The organism is Thalassospira profundimaris (assembly GCF_003326675.1).
GTDB lineage: Bacteria > Pseudomonadota > Alphaproteobacteria > Rhodospirillales > Thalassospiraceae > Thalassospira > Thalassospira aquimaris.
The window spans coordinates 127,242-145,660 of record NZ_JPWF01000010.1; the positions used below are offsets into that span (position 1 = coordinate 127,242).

Sequence of the window (18,419 nt, forward strand, 5' to 3'; positions counted from 1 at the left end):
CCCCAGGACTGCCGTACCCGTTGCGCCAAAGATCAGAAATCGAAGTTGTCGATATTGTCTTTGGTGAAGACGGTACGCTGCGGCAGCAGGATGATGCCGTTGCCGTCAGCTTCGTAGTCGTAGCCCTGAACGCTGTTCGGGGAAACTTCGACGGTGCCAACACCCGGAATGTCAAGCTTGTCGCCAACATTCATCGGGCCGTTATCAAGAACATGGTTGGCAACAAAGACCGAGATTTTACCCTGTTCGGTGACGTCCCAAAGACCGAAACGCTCGACAGTGCCGCGTTTGACATAAGGACGCATGACGTTCGGGGTCGAGAAGCCGACAATGGTAACCTTGCCAGCGCGATCAAGGTTTTCAGCCGCCTGTGCAGATGCCGGAAGGGCATTGGCATCCGGTGCGATGATTGCATCAAGATCCGGATAGGCTTTCAGGATGCTTTCAGCAGTCTGAAGGGATTTCTGTGCATCGTTATAGCCGTACTGGGTGGTGACGATTTCCCAGCCCGGATGTTCAGCAGCAATTTTCGCCTTGGCGGCATTGGCCCAGGCATTCTGGTCGGTCACGGTCGGGCTGGAATAGAAGAAGGCAACCTTGGCCTTTTCCTTTTTCACGCCGTCATTTGCCATATCAACAAGAAGACCGCCGAGCTGTTCCGGGGTGCCCTGGTTGACATAGTAGGAACGGCATTCCGGCTTCACGTCACTGTCCCAGGTCATGACCAGAACGTCGCGCTTCATGGCGCGCTGCAGGGCCGGGCACAGACCGTCCGGGGAAACAGACGACAAAATGATTGAGTTGTAACCCTGGTTCACGAAGTTGTTCACGAACTGGACCTGACCGGAAACGCTTGGTTCGGTCGGGCCGTCATAGGTCACATCGATGCCCAGTTCCTTGCCGGCTGTGGTTGCGCCGTTGCCGCCACTGGTAAAGAAGCCAACACCGACAAGTTTCGGAATGAAGGCGATCTGGTTTTCGGCAAATGCCGGTGCTGCTGCCAGAAGCGAGCCGGCAAAGGCTGCTGCGGTCATCAGTTTAAGCGTTCTTCCTGACATTTCTTTCCTCCTTATGATGCTGCGCGTTTTCGGTTCGTCGCCATTATTCGCGCAGCGACAAAATCGGCCAGCACTGCGCTTCCATGGCGCAATGCGACCGCAACCACCAGCAACGCACCGGAGAGCGCGCTGGAAATCTGACTTGGGACACCGCTCATTTGCAGGCCCTGCTGCAAATAGCCGATGACAAGGGTGGCCAGAAGGGTGCCGATGATCGAACCCTGACCGCCATAAATGGATGCACCACCAAGGACCGCTGCGGTAATCGCAGGCAGCAATGTCGCGGTGCCAAGGTCCACACGTGCCGATCCGAAATAGGATGACAGAACAAGACCGGCAATCGCGGCAAACACGCCGGTCATGACATAAGTGATGGTTTGAATGGTTTTGATCGGAAGGCCGCTATAGCGTGCTGCATGTTCGCTTAGTCCGCACATAAAGACCGACCGGCCAAAGCGCGAATAATGCAAAACAATAAACAGGATTACCGCTTCGACCAGCAGGACCAGGAACGGTGCGGGCAAACCACCCAGTTCGAAATAGGCAAAGGACGTGAAGGCATCGGGGAAGTTGCCAATCCCCTCATAACCGCTTGCCCCGACAACACCCGAAAGCACGGTTGCCGCGCCGCCAAACAGATACAGGCTGCCCAGTGTTACGACGAGTGGCTGAATGCGCGATACATGAATGACGGTGGCGTTAAACAGACCCGCCGCCGCACCCGCCGCAAGAGATGCCAGAATGGATACCGGCAGCGGCATGCCAAAGAAGTTGGCAATGCCAAAGACAATGGCACAAAGACCAACCGCAGAAGCAAATGACACATCAATGCCGCCCGCGATGATCACGATGGTCAGGGGCAGGGCAACGATACCGATCTGGGCAAAGTCACTGGTGCTGTAAAGCAGGTTCGACAGATTAAGGAAGCGCGGATTGATCATGCCAAAGATCGCAAATTCGGCAATCAGCATGGCCAGAAGGGCAGTTTCCCAACGCAGAAGATAACGTTTCATTATTCACCTGCCTCCTGGGTGCGGGACTTGGACATGGTTTCGGAATTGGTTGGTGCCGATGGAGCGGGGGTGTTGTGGTGATGCACCGCATAGCGTTTTGCGCGGATGGCACGATCAACGGCCATGCGCACACGACCATCAAGCAACAGCACCAAAAGCAACACCGCACCGGCAATGAAATCGTTCCAGAAGGCAGGGATTTTCAGGAAAACCAGCGCACTGTCGATCGAGGTCAGGAAAATGACGCCGACAAAAATGCCCGGAACCGTGCCGCTGCCACCCAAAAGACTGACACCGCCAAGAACGTTTGCTGCAATCGCTTTAAGTTCCAGTCCGTTACCGGCCTGATTGGGGATAAAGCCGATCTGTGCGGCAAAGATCATGCCCGCGATTGCGGCCAATACACCGGCGGCAACAAAGGCCGCGATCTGCACCAGTTTAACCGGAATGCCAAGATGGCGGGCAGCTTCGCGGTTATCGCCGACCGCATAGAAATAACGCCCAAAGCGGGTCTGGCGGACAAGCAGGCCGACCACGATCAGGGATGCAATGACAATGACAGTCAGGACCGAGAAACCAACAGCACCATTATCGGCCAATGCCTTAAGCGACAGGGGAAGTTCTTCGATCCAGTTGCCGCCGGTCAAAATCAGCATCACGCCACGAAACAGGCCAAGGGTGCCAAGGGTGGCAATGATCGACGGCACATTTAGCATGGTCACCAACAGGCCGTTGATCAGCCCGGCAACCGCCCCGGTCAAAAGGCAGGCCGCAATCGCAAGGCCAAGGCTGTGCCCGTCATTAAGCATCATGCCAAGCACCACGGCACTTAGTCCCAGTACCGAACCGCTTGAAACATCAATGTTGCGGGTCAGGATCACCAGCATGGTGCCCAGTGCCACCGACATCAGAACAAGGCTGTTGGACATGACAACCGATGCGGTTGACAACGACAGATATCCCGGCGCCGCTGCCCCGATCAGAAGAAAGGCAAGAATGGTGACAGCACACAGGGTCGCCACGCGATTACGTGCGAAGAAGTCAAGCATGTGAGTGGCTCCCGGACTCGAAGGCAAGATGGGCAACGGCGTCAACCGTAACGGCGTCACGTTCCAGCGCGCCGCATTGCAGGCCATGCGCCATGACGACAACCCGGTCGGCAAGTTGTTCTATCTCGTCAAAGTCAGACGAAATCAGAACCACGCCCAGTCCCTTGGCAGCCAGTTCACGAATAAGACGGTAAATGTCGTTGCGTGCGGCAACGTCAACCCCGCGGGTCGGCTCATCAAGGATCAGAACCCGCGGATCGGCGGCAAGGCATTTGGCCAAAAGCACTTTTTGCTGGTTGCCGCCTGACAGGCGACCCGCTTGCTGGCCTTCGCCCTCGCACTTGATGCCAAGGCTTTGACGGAACGCATCAAAGGCCGATGTCTCGTCCTTGCGTTTCGGGAAGAAACCAAGGCGATGCATGGTGTAGCCCGACATGTTCCATGCAAGGGATGCTTCAAGGAACAGGCCGTTCTGCTGACGGTCTTCGGGAAGGTAAACCAGACCGGCATCAACGCAATCACGCGGGGAGCGTTTGGTAAGCGGCGTGCCCAGAAGATTAAGGTTGCCGCTGCGGGCCGGGCGCAAACCAAACAGGGTTTCGGCCAGTTCGGAACGACCCGCGCCAACCACGCCCGCCAGACCGACAATCTCGCCGGCACGGACATTAAAGGAAATGTCGCGGAATCCTTCGCCGCTGAAACGGTCGATTTCAAGAACCACGTCGCGGGTGCTGAAATCAATGTCGGTTTCCGCACGTGCAACCGGCTGGGCCGATTGGACGGTTTTGGTCATGGCTTCGACGATTTGATTGTCGTCATAATCGGAAAGCGGACCGGAAAGGACAATTGCACCATCGCGCAGGACGCTGATCACGCTGCAAATTTCGCGGATTTCGCGCAGCTTGTGCGAAATAAAGAAGATGCCAACACCCTGTGCCTTAAGCTGACGGACGCGATCAAACAGGGCGTTTGCCTCGTGCGGGGTCAGGGCGGATGTCGGTTCGTCAAGGATCAGCACGCTGGCCTTGCGAATAAGCCCGCGCATGATTTCGACAATCTGGCGGTCGGCAATTTCAAGGGTGGCGGCCTGCGCATCAAGATCAAGCGAAACCGCAAGATCGCGCAGCAGGGCTTCGGCCTCGGCGCGAAGGGCGCGCGGCTTGGCTTTCAGGCCAAGGCAGATATTTTCAAGAACGGACTGGTTCGGAAGAATATGTGCTTCCTGCGGGACCAGATACAGACCAAGGGACTGGGCCGCCGATGGAGATGCGGTTCCCAGAGTCTGTTCGTTGATTTCAACGGTTCCCTGATTGGCATCGACCAGACCGGCAATCGTTTTCATCAAGGTAGATTTGCCCGCACCGTTCCCGCCCAGAAGGGCATGAACCTGTCCGGCAAGCAATTCGATATTGATCCCCTTAAGAACCGGTGTGCCGCCATAGGATTTCCATATGTCGGCAACGCGGACCGCGATCCGGGGTGTTGTATTCTGTTCCATCCCTAGGAGCCTGTTCATTTGTTTTTATGAGAAACATTTGATCACATGATTCCAAATCCGTCAATAACCATGATTTTCGAATGAAGATCATTATTTTTGGCTATATATGGCAATATTTCTGCTGCATTGCAGTATATGGCACTGCAATTTTATGGTGTGCGCGGACCTGTTGACGTGATCATTTGTTTCATAGATAATCAAATGAACAGCGATACAGAAAATTCAGGGACTGGAAATATGGCGTCGGATGCAAACGACTGGAGTTATGCGGATGCGGAGGAGGAAACTCTAACCCGTATTGCGTGGTACTACTATAACGATGGCATGACCCAGGGTGAGATCGGCGACAAGCTTGGTCTGTCGCGGATCAAGGTTTCCCGTCTGCTTGAAAGCGGACGTCGTACCGGCATCATTCAGGTGCGCATCAATTCCCGTTATCAGGGATGCCTTGAACACGAACAGCGTCTTCAGGATGCCTGGGGCCTGCGCGAAGTGCGGGTTGTTCCCAATCTGGAAAATGGCGATCTGAACGAACGTCTTGGCCAGGCGGCTGCGCAATTTCTGATGCAGCGTTTGGGCAATGATGACCTGCTTGCCGTGGGTTGGGGTGCAACAGTAAGCCACACCATCCAGCGTATTGGTCATATGGCCAATGAACGCAATGTGTCGCTGGTCAGTCTTACCGGCGGGGTTGCGACCTATGTCGATGGTATGCGCACGGCCAACTGGGGTAGCAGCGTTCATCTTTTGCCGGCCCCGCTTGTTGTTTCCGAGGATGCGGTCGCGACCGCCCTTATGGGCGAGCCGGGCATTTCCAATGTTCTCGAAATGGCGATGAATGCGGCCTATCAGCTTGTCGGTATTGGTGAACTTAATAACGAGTCGACCGTTGTGCGCAGCGGATATGTCACCCCGGCCGAGGTCGAGCCCCTGCGTCGCAAGGGCGCGGTTGGGGATATCTTGTGCCAATTCTTTGATGACAATGGCGATGTACTTGATCTGTCGCTGCATCAGCGCGTGATCGGTGCGCGTCTCGAATCCCTGAATAAATCAAAGAATGTCATCGCTGCCGCGGGTGGTGACAGCAAGGTGCGCGCGATCCGGGCCGCACTTAAAGGAAAATATGTCGACATCCTGATTACGGATGAAAAAACGGCAGAAAAATTGTTGGAGGAAGTCTAGGGAATGTCAGCAGGAAATTACCTGCTTGCGATCGATGCCGGAACGGGCAGCGGTCGGGCAGTTGTGTTTGATCGGGATGGTCATCAGCTTGGCGCTTGCCAGCGTGAATGGTGGCACAAGGAAGATCCGCGTTTTCCCGGATCAATGGATTTTGATGTTGATGGCAACTGGAAGCTGATTTGCGACTGTATTGCCGGTGCGCTGTCCGAGGCCGGTGTATCGGGCGATGATATTGCCGCCGTCAGTGCCACGTCGATGCGCGAGGCCATTGTTGCCTTTGACGCGGATGGCAAGGAAATCTGGGCATGTGCCAATGTCGACGGACGTGCTGTTGATCAGGTGCGCGCGCTTAAGGAAAGCTTCCCGGGTGTCGAGGAAGACCTTTATGGCAAAACCGGCCAGACCTTTGCGCTTGGTGCGTTGCCGCGGCTTCTTTGGATCGGCCAGCAGATGCCAGATATCTATGAAAAGATTGATCGCATCGCGATGCTTTCGGACTGGGTGGTTGCAAGGCTTTCGGGGGTGATTGCATCTGATCCGTCAAATGCCGGGACCACCGGCATTTTCGGTTTGCGTGAACGCGACTGGCTGCCTGAGGCCATGCGTGCTGTCGGGCTTCGCGATGATATCTTTCCGCAGGCCTGTGAAACCGGCACTGCCGTTGGCCATGTAACCGCAAAGGCGGCAGCGGAAACCGGACTTTCGACCAAAACAACGGTTGTTGTCGGTGGCGGGGATTGTCAGTTGGGAACGGCCGGGCTTGGCGTTACCGGGATCGGCGATTGTGCCGTTCTTGGGGGGACGTTCTGGCAGCAGATCGTCAATGTCGATTTGACCCTGACCGACCCGTCGATGAATTTGCGCATCAACCCGCATGTGATCACCGGACTTAATCAGGCCGAAGCGATCAGTTTCTTTGTTGGTGCAGTCATGCGCTGGTTCCGGGATGCCTTTGGGCAGGAGGAACTGTCCAAGGTCGATGATCCGGGCAAAGCCTATACACTTCTGGAAAATCTGTCAAAGGATGTGCCGCTTGGGGCGCACGGTGTTATTCCGATTTTCTCGGACGTGATGCGCTATGGCAGCTGGTATCACGCAGCCCCTTCGTTCCTTAATCTAAGCATCGATCCCGAAAAATCCGGCAAGGCGGTGCTGTTCCGGGCGTTGCAGGAAAATGCCTGTATCGTCGCGGCGCGGAACCTTGATGCGATCTTTAAGCTGAGTGGTACGCGCCCTGACAAGATCGTCTTTGCTGCCGGTGCGGCAAAAAGCCCGCATTGGTCACAGATGCTTGCCGATGTGACCGGCATTCCTGTTGCAACCCCGGTGATCAAGGAGGCAACCGCACTTGGCTGTGCGGCGGCCGCCGCCGTTGGCGGTGGATTGCACAATGATCTTGCCGCCCTTGGGCGGGAATGGGTGCGCTGGGAAGGCACGTTTGAGCCAAATGACAAGGTCAAATCCGACTATGACGCATTGGGTGAACGCTGGGCGCAGGCCTATGCCGCGCAGCGCCAATTGGTCGATCAGGGGGTTACGACCTCTATGTGGAAAGCGCCGGGCATCTGATCCCGGCAAGACATTTATCGAAGTGAATTAAGTTAAAAAGGATACATTATGCTCGTACAAATGGTGCATATCGAAGTCAAACCGGGACATGTCGACGAATTCATCGAAGCGTTTCGGATCAATTACGAAGGCACGCGCAAGAACGAGGAAGGCAACCTGCGTTTTGACGTGCTGCGCGACCCGGAAAACGAACATAAATTCATGATCTATGAAGTGTTCCGTTCCGAAGACGATTTTCAGGCCCATCGCCAGACCGAGCATTACAAGGAATGCGTGCGCCGTATCGATCCGATCATCACCGGCCCGCGCACCAAAACCTATTTCAATGCGGAAATGGCCGACTATCTGGCCTAGATTTGCGATCCGATTTTTCGGGCGGTCTGTCAGCGTCCGTCAAATGACAAAGCCCCGGCATGTGACCGGGGCTTTGTGTATTATATAACGTGTCTGATCCTTGCCGTGCAGATTGATCAGGCTTCGCTTTCGGCTTCTGCCAGGATTTCATCCCCCTGACGGGCGATTTCAGAAAGTGCCTGTTCGAAGACTTCGGGCGGGTGACCGCCGGAAATGGCAAATTTACCATTCACAACATAGGTCGGGACCGAACTGATGCCGGCTTCGCCGAACTCGTCTTCTTCGGCGCGGACTTCTGCGGCGAATTCATCGCTGGCAAGAATTTCTGCCGCACGGTCCGGCGAAAGACCGACTTCCTCGACCGCGCGTTTCAGGACACCATGATCGGACGGGTTGTCCCCACCCTGGAAATAGGCGGCAAACAGATTAAGCTTAAGTGCTGTCTGCTGGCCGTATTCACCTTCCTTGCCAGCCCAATAGAGCAGGCGGTGGGCATCAAAGGTGTTGTAGATGCGGCTGTCCGAGCTGAAATGGATCGGGAAGCCGACATTTTCGCCCATCATGGTGATGCGCGCACGGTTGTCCGCGCTCTGATCGGCGCTAAGACCGTATTTTTCCTTGATATGCTCGGCGAGGTCCTGACCCTCTGGCGGCATGTCACGGTTCAGTTCGAACGGATGCCAGCGCAGGGTGACGTTGATCTCGCCATCAAGACGGCTGATGGCATCTTCAAGGTTTTTATACCCGATAATGCACCAGGGGCAGACAACGTCGGAAACGATGTCAATCTGCATGGGAATGGCGTTCGTCATTTATAAGCCTTGCGTTATGTAACTTTGTACTGCCCATGACATAATATGTATGGGGCCAAACGCAAGAACAGATCGCAAAGCTTTGTCAGAAAGGCGGCGGCCATGCGCCGTTTCCATGACAAACACCCGCCCAAAACGGGTCAAACAATCGCACGGATTTCAGGAAAGACGCACCGGGATCGAACCGGGTCTATTCCGGGCTTTCGAACGGACTGCGCCGGGCGTGGTCGACCATATATTCGGCAAATGTTTCAAGGATCGGGCAGGACCAGTTCGCACGGGTGCGTTCGCCGTCGCGTTCCCATTCCCCGTACCAGCGTTCATCAATGTCGCGGAAAATTGTGTATTGGGCGAACCTGTCCGATGCCGCCCAACAATTCTTACCGGTCCGTTCCCAGGTAAGTCCGGCAAGCATCATAATATCAACGCTGCTGGTGGCTTCATATGCCATCGTCGATGTCCCTAGTCGCAGCAGGTCTGCCTCAATTTATCGAACAGAACCCGACCGCTTTACAATGTAAGGTAGAGTTAAGCATTGATAGGTGGGGGTTACAATCATTCAGGGGGACAGGTCTGCTATCCTTATGGGGAGTCAGGGGTGGGATAGGGTCCGAATTTGCGGGAAATGCCCGATTTGCGTAATGCTGTTGCGCTGTGGGTTGTTTTGCTGCAATTTGCCAGACCCGATGGCGGGAACAGGCCGATCCGTAAGGAAAAGCACCCCTGCCGCAAAGAGAGAATATCGATCAGTTTGGAATGAATATGTCAGACAAGCGCGTCTATCTTTATGACAGTACCTTGCGCGACGGGCAGCAAACCCAGGGCGTGGATTTTTCGGCAGCGGATAAAACCGCAATTGCCAAGGCACTGGACGAATTGTCGATTGACTATATTGAAGGCGGCTGGCCCGGGGCAAACCCGACCGATGACGCGTTTTTTGCCAATCCGCCCAAGCTTAAAAACTCCAAACTGACCGCATTTGGCATGACCCGTCGGGCCGGGCGTTCGGCGTCCAATGATCCGGGGCTTAATAGCCTTGCGCAGAATGCGCCGATTGTTTGCATGGTCGGTAAAAGCTGGGATTTTCAGGTAACCGAAGCACTCGGGATCGAGCTTGAAGAAAATCTTGCGATGATTTCGGAATCCATCGCGCATCTGAAATCCAAGGTTTCCGAAGTCATGTTCGATGCCGAGCATTTCTTTGACGGCTATAAGGCCAACCGGGATTATGCCCTGGCCGCCATCAAATCGGCCTATGAGGCCGGCGCGCGCTGGGTCGTGCTGTGCGACACCAATGGCGGCACGTTGCCCGACGAGATTTTTGATATCGTTACTGATGTCTGTACTGTCATTCCGGGCGGTAATGTTGGCATTCACTGCCATAACGATACCGAAAATGCGGTCGCGAACTCTTTGGCAGCGGTGCGCGCCGGTGCGCGACAGATTCAGGGCACCCTGAATGGTCTGGGCGAACGGTGCGGCAATGCCAACCTGATTTCGATCATTCCGACCCTGATGTTGAAGATGGGCTATGACGTTGGCATTTCGCGTGAACAACTGACCCATCTGCGCCGGATTTCGCACATTCTGGACGAGCGTCTTAACCGTGAGCCGCTGCGTCAGGCAGCCTATGTCGGTGACAGTGCCTTTGCCCACAAGGGCGGATTGCATGTTTCGGCGGTGGAAAAGAACCCGGCCTGTTACGAGCATGTTGAACCCGAACTGGTGGGTAACCAGCGCCATATCCTTGTTTCGGATCAGGCGGGACGTTCAAACATTCTGGCCCGTTTCCGTGAAATCGGGGTCGAGGTTGATCCGAAATCCGAAGCAATCGGCAAGCTGGTTGAAACCGTCAAGCAGCGTGAATTTGACGGTTATGCCTATGACGGGGCCGAGGCCAGCTTTGAATTGCTGGCGCGTAAAGCCATGGGCGAGCTTGATCGCTATTTCCGCGTGACATCGTTCCGCGTCATTGACGAACGTCGCTGGGTCGATGAACAGGACGAACAGGTCATCACCATGTCCGAGGCCACCGTCAAGGTCGTGGTCGGTGACGAACAATATATGTCGGTTGCCGAGGGTAACGGCCCGGTCAACGCCCTTGATGCGGCCCTGCGCAAGGTTCTGGTAACGGTGCCCGAATACCGCGAAGCGGTCGAGCAGATCGAACTGATAGATTATAAGGTCCGCATCATAACCCGCGGCGACGGTACGCGTGCAGTAACCCGCGTTATGATCGAAAGCCGCGACAAGGAAGGCAATAGCTGGTCGACGGTTGGTGTTTCGACCAACATTATCGAGGCATCCTATAACGCCCTTCGCGATTCCATTACCTACAAGCTGTTCAAATCAGGCGTGCGCAGCCAGCACGGCTAAGTGCTGATACTGAATCGAAAACGTCATGCGGCCGGGTAATCATTGCCCGGCCGTTTGCATTTGATGGTGCTTGTGCCCCGGTGCTCTGTATCATCATATGCAAGGAGACTGGCGCGAGCGGTTGGCTTTTGCTAAGTAAGCGCCAATATGGACGGGAATATCCGTCACCACCCCGCATATCACGACCGGAGATCTGACCCGATGAGCGACGCCGTAGGGAGTGCCAAGCCCGAAACAGGGGGCATTGCCAATCCGCCCGTAATCATTCTGATTGAACCGCAGCTTGGCGATAATATCGGCAAGGCGGCGCGCGCGATGCTGAATTGTGGTCTGGTTGATTTGCGTCTGGTGCGGCCACGCGATGGCTGGCCCAATGAGCGGGCGACGGCCAATGCGTCGGGTGCCGATATCGTCATTGATAACACCAAGGTGTTCGAACGCGAAGAAGATGCGCTTGCCGATCTGAACCGTGTTTATGTGACAACGGCACGTACCCGCGATGCAATCAAGCCGGTCTTTACCCCCAAGGGTCTGGCGCCGGAAATGCGCAATGTGATTTCACGTGGTGAAAAAGTTGGCGTGATGTTTGGTCCGGAACGGACCGGGGTGCGCAATGAACACATCGCCATGGGTGATGCGGTTGTGACTGTGCCGCTTAATCCCGGTTTCACGTCACTTAATCTGGCGCAGGCAGTTCTTCTGATCGGCTATGAATGGTGGCAGGCCGGTGTCGATGTGCCCGATTATCAGATGATGATGAATGACACCTTCCCGGCGACCAAGGATGATATGGAGCGCCTGTTTGTTCATCTGGAGGCCGAGCTTGATGAGTCGGGTTTCTTCCGGGTCGAGGAAAAGCGCCCGAACATGCAGCGTAATATTCGCAACATCTTTAACCGTGCAAACCTGACCCATCAGGAGGTTCAGACCCTGCGCGGGATGATTGTTGCCATGCGCGGTGGCAAGTTCAAAGCCAAGGGCTGATTTTTGCCGTCACGGGCAATGCAAAACACCCGGCCTTTATGGCCGGGTGTTGTCTTTTGCGGGCGGCTATGTTGGGACGCAATCAGCCCGGCAAAAGAACCGTGTCGACGACGTGGATAACGCCGTTTGATTGCATGACATTGGCAATGGTGATTTTTGACCACTGGCCTTTGTCATCCACGACGTAAAGGCCGCCATTTTTCATTTCGGCGGTGATGGTTCCACCCGATGCGGTGGTCATTTCATATTTGCCGCCCATCGCCTTGGTCTTTTCCATCAGATCGGCCGCGGTCAGGGTGCCCGGGACAACGTGATAGGTCAAAACCTTGGTCAGGGTTGCCTTGTTTTCAGGTTTAAGCAGGGTATCGACCGTACCGTCGGGCAGTTTGGCGAAGGCGGCATTTGTCGGTGCAAAGACTGTGAACGGGCCGGGACTTGCCAGAGTGTCAACCAGACCGGCGGCCTGAACGGCTGCGACCAGCGTGGTGTGGTCTTTGGAATTCACCGCATTTTCAACGATATTTTTGGACGGATACATTGGCGCGCCACCGACCATTACGGTTTTCTCGTCCGACATTGCGTGGTCGGAACCTGTATTCCCGGCACAAGCGCCGAGGCTGAGTGCGATGACCGATGCGGCGATGACCATCTTGGTGTTCTTAAACATCTAAAAAGGTGTCCTTGTCAGTTTGCCTCCGCGGCGCGGTTTGTTCTTGTGCGTGCTTCTGCCGCGTGAAATCAGGGTTTCTGTCATTCCCAAGAGCCGACTTTGTCATCGGTTTTTCCTGTTCGAGCACGCATTCCACCCGAAGCTACGCAGGGCTGTGCCATCGGGTTTCAGATTTGATGATGTTTTTTTTACCAAGGGGTTAGGGCGAGCGGAGCCGGGCATTGCGCAACGGCGGGGGATGTGGGAAAAGAAGGCGCAGTGTCAAACCGGCTCAATGCGGCAGAAACGCAGGGCTTGTATGCAAGTCACGGGCGGCGATTAATGTTTGACTCTTGATCAATCATCTCTATATTGCGCCTCACTTCCGAGAAAGCGGGTCGAAACAGGTGTTTTCGTCCCCGTTCCGTATGTCCGTGTTCCGGGCCTTCGGAAACTATCGGGACAATAAGTGATCTTTAAAAAAAGAGAGTTACAAAATGTCGAAACGTATTGCTGCAAAGCATAAGATTGACCGTCGCCTTGGCGTTAACCTTTGGGGTCGTGCAAAGTCGCCGCTGAACAAGCGCGAATACGCACCAGGCATGCACGGCGCAACCCGTCGTAAGAAGCCGACCGACTATGGTACCCAGCTGTTCGCTAAACAGCAGCTCAAAGGCTACTACGGTTCCATCTCCGAAAAACAGTTCCTGCGTTACTTCAAAGAAGCATCGCGCCGTCCGGGTGACACCTCGGAAACCCTCGTTGGTATCCTTGAGCAGCGCCTTGACGCGGTTATCTACCGCATGAAATTCGTTCCGACCGTGTTTGCTGCACGTCAGTTCGTTAACCACGGCCACATTCTTGTCAACGGCAAGAAAGTAACCATTCCGTCCTACCTGGTTCAGGAAGGTGACGTTGTCGAAGTGAAATCCGCTTCGCGTGAAATCCCGATGGTTCTCGAAGCTGCTACCCTTGCAGAACGTGACGTTCCGGAATATCTCGACGTTGATGCGAAAGCCTTCAAAGGTACCTTCGTTCGCGTTCCGAAATTCGCAGAAATTCCGTACCCGGTTCAGATGCAGCCGAACCTGGTCGTCGAATTCTACTCGCGTTAATCCTTACGGATTTCACGACGAAACGATACGAAGACGCCCGCTGGAAACAGCGGGCGTTTTTGTTTGTTGAATTCCATTTGCGTTGATCCTTATGGATTTTGCGACAAGACGATACGAAGGCGTCCGCGGGAAAGCGGGCGCTTTTTTTTGTTGTCTGAATTCTGGTGGAAGGATTCGGGGCGACGGGTTTGTGGTCTATCCGGCGGGGATTGGACCGGTAAAACAGCGGATGATAATTGTATTATGAGTGTTATTTTTTAAAATTTTCATATGATGAATTTTGGTGATTCCCGCATTGATTGGCGGTTTTTGGCCGGTATTCGGGTTTCGGTAATGACAATGTCATAATATGTTATTTACATCCTTTATTCTATTTCCTACAGTGTCGCGCAGAATGAAATCACCGCATATCAGTGTCCTTGCGGTGAAGAAGCAGAGGTTGTCTTGCATTCCGGGTGAGAGTCCGCAAAACAAGTTGTCAGATAACCATTCATCTTATGAATTTTAAAAGTAAGGCGGCCCTGTAAAACGAGCTTGTACCCGCGCCGGTCAAAAAGAAGTGCGAAGCACCGACGGCAAAAAGAAGTTCCCTGTCTTCAAGGGCAGGACATCACGGAGGAAACAATGAAATCACTTTTGAAAATCGCTGGCGCTGCGCTGGCATTCACCATTGGTTTTGGTGGCCAGTCATTTGCTGCTGACTATCCGACAAAAGATATCCGCATGGTGATCCCATGGGGTGCCGGTGGCGGTACCGACGGGATCGTCCGTAAGCTGAGCACGATTGCCGAAAAAGAAATCGGCCAGTCGGTCTATGCGGAAAATATCGAAGGCGGCATCAGCGCGACCGGCGTCATGCAGGTCATGAAAGCACGTCCGGACGGCTATACCGTCGGTTCGCTGACCTATGACAGTGTTGTCACTGTTCCGTGGCAGGGGCTTCTGCCGACCTACAAGCTTGAAAAGCTGAAACTGATTGCGCGTGTGACCAGCGAACCTGATGCAATTCTGGTTTCGTCCAACGCACCGTACAAATCCGTTGCTGACCTGATTGCCGCAGCCAAAGCAAATCCGGGAACAATCAAGGTTGCCATTCAGAACACCGGTTCGCGTTTGCATCTTGCGATGTTGCAGTTCCAGGAAAAAACCGGCACCGAGTTCAAGTTGATTGCCTATCCGGGTGGTGCTGCCCCGCAGAAGGAAGCCATCCTGTCGAAAGAAGTCGACGTGGTCGCAACCAGCATGGGGGATTTCTCGGCCTTGATCGAGGGCGGTGATGTTCGCGGTCTTGTTGAATTCTCTGACAGCCGTAACCCGACTTTCCCGGACGTCCCGACCGCCAAGGAAGAAGGCGTTGATCTTCAGATCGGCAGCTTCATCGTTCTTGCAGCACCGGCAAATACGCCCGATGACGTCGTTGCAAAGATCGAAGCCAGCTACAAGTCCGCGCTTGAAAGCAGCGAGTTCCAGGAATGGGTTTCCAAAGTTGGTGTATCGCCGAACTGGCTTGGCACCGACGAGGTAACCGAATGGGCCGACGGTACGCAGAAGACCCTGTTTGATCAGATGCAGACCCTGGTCGATCAGGGCGTTATCAAGAAGTAACTAGTCCCGGATACGGTTCGGACGGCGCATCATCAAAATATGGTGGCTGTCCGGACCTGTTTGGGTTGAGCACTGCCGGAACGGAGTTCGCCGCAATGTCATCTTCCAGCATTGCCGCAAGACGGGAAAGCATTCTGATGCTTCTTTTCTTGCTGATCATTACGACTATCTACCTTGCCACTGCACTTCAAATTACCCCTCAGTTCGACGAAGGATTGGTCGGACCGTCTTTCGTTCCGGTTCTTGCATCAATCTTAATGTATCTCGCACTGGGTTTTGTTTTTCGCGATGTCCTTATGACTTCAAAGGCACAAAGTGCCGCTGATAGCGAAACACAAGATACATCGGACGAGGAAACATCGCTTGTCGTTCCGATTAAGGTTGTCGGTGTTACCGCCCTTTATATCGCGGCGTTCAAGACCGTCGGTTATCCGATTTCGACCTTCCTTTATGTCTATGCGCTGCTGTTTCTCTTCAAGCTTGAAAATACCGGGCAGCTTCGTCGCATCGCTTATTCCGTGATCATTACCGGCGTGTTTTATGTGTTGTTTGCTGTGATTTTCCAGGTTCGTCTACCGTTGCTGGAGGGGCTGCTACCATGAATTTCATTGTCGAAATTCTCGGCGGGTTTAGTGCCCTCGCATCCCCGGAAGTTCTGGCCTACATGATTGTCGGCTTTTTGATCGGGACCTTTTTTGGCAGTGTTCCCGGTTTGACGTCGGTTCTGGCGATTGCGCTGTTATTGCCGATTACCTACAGCCTTGATGTTGTTCCGGCGCTGGTGATGTGCGCATCAATCTTCATGTCCGGCATGTATGCCGGATCAATCACCGCAACCACGATCAATATTCCGGGTGCGCCATCATCCATGATGACCTCGATCGAGGGCTATGCCCTGATGAAACAGGGCTATGGTGCGAATGCCCTTGGTCATGCCGCCCTTGGCTCGATGATTGGTGGCGTGGTTGGCGCATTGTTGTTGATCGCATTGACCCCTGTTGCCGCCAAGGTCTCGTTGCTGATCCAGACGCCGGGCAAATTTTCGCTGATCCTGTTTGCGATGGTCGTGATCGTCATTTCCCAGCGCGATGCGATTGCCAAGGGTATGGTTGCGACCCTTCTGGGGATTATGATTGCGACAATCGGTATTGATGTCATGCAACCGATTGCGCGGTTTAACTTTGGGACTGAGGCGCTGGTTGAAGGTATCGACATGATGCCGTTGATCATCGGCACCTTTGCCATCAGTGAAATCCTGTATCAGGCCTATCAACGCCGTGATCCGCTTGCGATTGATGTCGATACGCGCAAGCTGGCGCCGATCCGGCGCAGGGATTTCCTGCCACCCTTGCGTGAAATTCGGGAAATCGGTGTCTTTACCTATCTTAAAAGTGCGCTGATCGGATATTTCATTGGTGTTCTGCCGGGGGCTGGCGGATCGATGGCGGCCTTTGTGTCCTATGCCGAAGCCATGCGGAAATCAAAGAAACCGCAAGAATATGGTAAAGGATCGCGCGAAGGCATTGCCGCTGCGGAAACGGCGAACAATTCCATGTGCGGCGGGGCTTTCGTGCCGATGCTGATGTTCGGTATTCCGGGGGATCCGACCACGGCAATCGTTCTGGGCGTTCTGGTGATCAATGGTCTGCAACCCGGGCCGCGGCTGCTTGATACGCAGCTTGATCTGATCGCACCGATGTTCGCATCGCTTTTGATCAGTGCCCTGATTTTGATCCCGTTGACGCTGTTCCTTCTGGGGCCGTACTTCGTCAAAATCGTTTCGATCCGCAAGGCGCTTTTATATTCCTGCATCGCGGTTGTGGCGCTGGTCGGAAGCTATGTCGCGACCTATTCGCCGTTCCAGATGATGCTGGCCCTTGTCTTTGGTGTTCTGGCCTTCTTCCTGCGCAAGCAGAACTACCCGACCGTGACCTTGTTGCTGGGCTTTATTCTGGGGCCGGATCTTGAACAGTATTTGCGTCGTTCGCTGTCATTGAATGACGGAAATCCGCTGACATTCGTGACCAGTCCCGACAGTCTGTTCTTCCTGGTCCTGACAGCTATCTTCTTCTATTTCATGGTCATTCGAGTGCCGAAAACACCCAAGGCTTGACAATCTCCTGCTGAACTTGCCATCTGCCTCGTTTCCTTCCCGAGGCAGGTGGCCTTTTCTTTTTTGACACTGTCAATGCATACCATGAACTGGAACTATGATGCTGATTAACCTTGTCGATCAACTTGGCCCGATTTTCCTGCTGGTGGCGATGGGATACGGGCTGGCCAAGATCGGTTTGGTAGAGAAGGCATCAATTGCCGGCATGACCAAGATGACGTTTTGGACGCTTATTCCGGCGACCCTGTTTGTTACAATTTCAGCAAACCGGGTGTCTGAACTGTTCAATCTGTCGATCTGGATCGCCTATTACGGTGCCGTCGCGCTGACGGCCATTTCTGTTTTTATCGTCCTGCGCCTGACCAAGGGAAACAGCACGCCCGAGGCAATCGTTCTGGCCTTCGGGGCGATCTTTTCCAATATCGGGATGTTGGGAATCCCGGTGGTGGATATTCTGTTCGGGCATCAGGGACTGCTTGTTCTGGCGACCATTCTTTGTATCCACGCCATCAGCCTTTTGACTTTGACGATCATGTTGCTGGAATGGACACGCAATCGAAGCGGTAATCCGGCCGCCATCGTCGTTAAAACCCTGCGTGCGCAAATCTGCAATCCGATTATCGTCGCCATCCTGTGCGGGGTGATTGTTGCATCCTTTGAAATCCCCGTGCCGCAGTTCGCGACCACCTTTTTGGGCATGCTGAAGTCTGCGATGCCGCCAATTGCCCTGTTGCTGATCGGGGCGGGCATTTACGGCCAGAAACTGCGCGGCAATCTTGGGGCGAGTATTATCGGTGCTGTTGCCAAGGTCTGCCTGATGCCCGCCCTGGTCTTTGTGATTGGCATGATGTTGGGGGTTCCGATGCAAAGTCTGGCACCAGCCATTATCATCGCGGCCCTGCCGCCGGGTGTGAATTCGGTTCTGATGGCGTCAACCTATGAAACCGCGCGCGAACGGACGGCCACCACCATGCTGGTGGCGACCGTCCTTGCCTTGATTGTTTTGCCGGTGCTGGCCATTTTCCTGGCCTTTGACTGACGA

17 protein-coding genes are annotated in these 18,419 nt (G+C 54.4%); 10 read left to right on the top strand and 7 right to left on the bottom strand.

The genetic code is table 11. The features are described 5' to 3' along the window. Positions 1–32: 32 nt before the first annotated feature. From lsrB to lsrA, 4 genes are read right to left on the bottom strand one after another with little or no spacing between them, the layout of a single operon-like run. Entirely contained in the window at positions 33–1,058 is a 1,026-nt protein-coding gene (gene lsrB / locus TH19_RS15415; RefSeq protein WP_114103241.1) for an autoinducer 2 ABC transporter substrate-binding protein LsrB, read from the bottom strand. Between the two features lie 11 nt (positions 1,059–1,069). Next, a complete protein-coding gene (locus TH19_RS15420; protein ID WP_114103242.1) occupies positions 1,070–2,071 on the bottom strand; it encodes an ABC transporter permease subunit in 1,002 nt (333 codons plus the stop codon). Then, on the bottom strand, positions 2,071–3,120 hold the full coding sequence (gene lsrC, locus TH19_RS15425) for an autoinducer 2 ABC transporter permease LsrC (protein ID WP_114103243.1): 1,050 nt from the start codon (positions 3,118–3,120) through the stop codon (positions 2,071–2,073). Before lsrC ends, TH19_RS15420 begins: the two co-directional genes overlap by 1 nt. Then, entirely contained in the window at positions 3,113–4,618 is a 1,506-nt protein-coding gene (gene lsrA / locus TH19_RS15430) for an autoinducer 2 ABC transporter ATP-binding protein LsrA (RefSeq protein WP_114103244.1), read from the bottom strand. The genes lsrC and lsrA overlap by 8 nt, the downstream gene beginning before the upstream one ends. A gap of 237 nt (positions 4,619–4,855) precedes the next feature. Here lsrA and TH19_RS15435 point away from each other — a divergent pair, with 237 nt between their 5' ends. From TH19_RS15435 to TH19_RS15445, 3 genes are read left to right on the top strand one after another with little or no spacing between them, the layout of a single operon-like run. Further along, the gene (locus TH19_RS15435) at positions 4,856–5,800 is read left to right on the top strand and encodes a sugar-binding transcriptional regulator (protein WP_114103315.1); all 945 of its coding nucleotides are present in this window, start codon (positions 4,856–4,858) and stop codon (positions 5,798–5,800) included. Between the two features lie 3 nt (positions 5,801–5,803). Beyond that, a complete protein-coding gene (gene lsrK, locus TH19_RS15440) occupies positions 5,804–7,369 on the top strand; it encodes an autoinducer-2 kinase (protein WP_114103245.1) in 1,566 nt (521 codons plus the stop codon). A 48-nt stretch (positions 7,370–7,417) separates the two neighbouring features. Continuing rightward, positions 7,418–7,723 carry an antibiotic biosynthesis monooxygenase gene (locus TH19_RS15445; protein ID WP_114103246.1) on the top strand — a complete coding sequence of 102 codons (306 nt, stop codon included), beginning with the start codon at positions 7,418–7,420 and terminating at the stop codon, positions 7,721–7,723. Positions 7,724–7,839: 116 nt separating this feature from the next. On the opposite strand, the gene TH19_RS15450 is transcribed toward TH19_RS15445, so the two are convergent. Both TH19_RS15450 and TH19_RS15455 read right to left on the bottom strand, forming a co-directional pair. Further along, positions 7,840–8,535 carry a DsbA family oxidoreductase gene (locus TH19_RS15450; RefSeq protein WP_114103247.1) on the bottom strand — a complete coding sequence of 232 codons (696 nt, stop codon included), beginning with the start codon at positions 8,533–8,535 and terminating at the stop codon, positions 7,840–7,842. Between the two features lie 190 nt (positions 8,536–8,725). Next, on the bottom strand, positions 8,726–8,986 hold the full coding sequence (locus TH19_RS15455) for a hypothetical protein (RefSeq protein ID WP_114103248.1): 261 nt from the start codon (positions 8,984–8,986) through the stop codon (positions 8,726–8,728). Between the two features lie 311 nt (positions 8,987–9,297). Between TH19_RS15455 and cimA the strand changes: the two genes are divergently transcribed. Both cimA and TH19_RS15465 read left to right on the top strand, forming a co-directional pair. Continuing rightward, on the top strand, positions 9,298–10,911 hold the full coding sequence (gene cimA, locus TH19_RS15460) for a citramalate synthase (protein ID WP_404969488.1): 1,614 nt from the start codon (positions 9,298–9,300) through the stop codon (positions 10,909–10,911). Between the two features lie 201 nt (positions 10,912–11,112). Beyond that, a complete protein-coding gene (locus tag TH19_RS15465) occupies positions 11,113–11,895 on the top strand; it encodes an RNA methyltransferase (RefSeq protein WP_114103250.1) in 783 nt (260 codons plus the stop codon). A gap of 82 nt (positions 11,896–11,977) precedes the next feature. Here TH19_RS15465 and TH19_RS15470 read toward each other — a convergent pair whose 3' ends face one another. Next, complete coding sequence (locus tag TH19_RS15470; protein ID WP_114103251.1) at positions 11,978–12,562, bottom strand: fasciclin domain-containing protein; 585 nt, start codon at positions 12,560–12,562, stop codon at positions 11,978–11,980. A gap of 479 nt (positions 12,563–13,041) precedes the next feature. On the opposite strand from TH19_RS15470, the gene rpsD reads away from it, so the two are divergent. From rpsD to TH19_RS15495, 5 genes are all read left to right on the top strand, one after another. Beyond that, the gene (rpsD, locus tag TH19_RS15475; protein WP_114103252.1) at positions 13,042–13,659 is read left to right on the top strand and encodes a 30S ribosomal protein S4; all 618 of its coding nucleotides are present in this window, start codon (positions 13,042–13,044) and stop codon (positions 13,657–13,659) included. A gap of 624 nt (positions 13,660–14,283) precedes the next feature. Beyond that, entirely contained in the window at positions 14,284–15,264 is a 981-nt protein-coding gene (locus tag TH19_RS15480; RefSeq protein WP_114103253.1) for a Bug family tripartite tricarboxylate transporter substrate binding protein, read from the top strand. 95 nt (positions 15,265–15,359) lie between these two features. Next, entirely contained in the window at positions 15,360–15,866 is a 507-nt protein-coding gene (locus tag TH19_RS15485) for a tripartite tricarboxylate transporter TctB family protein (protein ID WP_114103254.1), read from the top strand. Further along, complete coding sequence (locus TH19_RS15490; RefSeq protein WP_114103255.1) at positions 15,863–17,377, top strand: tripartite tricarboxylate transporter permease; 1,515 nt, start codon at positions 15,863–15,865, stop codon at positions 17,375–17,377. Before TH19_RS15485 ends, TH19_RS15490 begins: the two co-directional genes overlap by 4 nt. Before the next feature lie 97 nt (positions 17,378–17,474). Beyond that, positions 17,475–18,416, top strand: a complete 942-nt coding sequence (locus tag TH19_RS15495) for an AEC family transporter (RefSeq protein WP_114103256.1) — start codon at positions 17,475–17,477, stop codon at positions 18,414–18,416. The last annotated feature ends 3 nt before the right edge of the window (positions 18,417–18,419 follow it).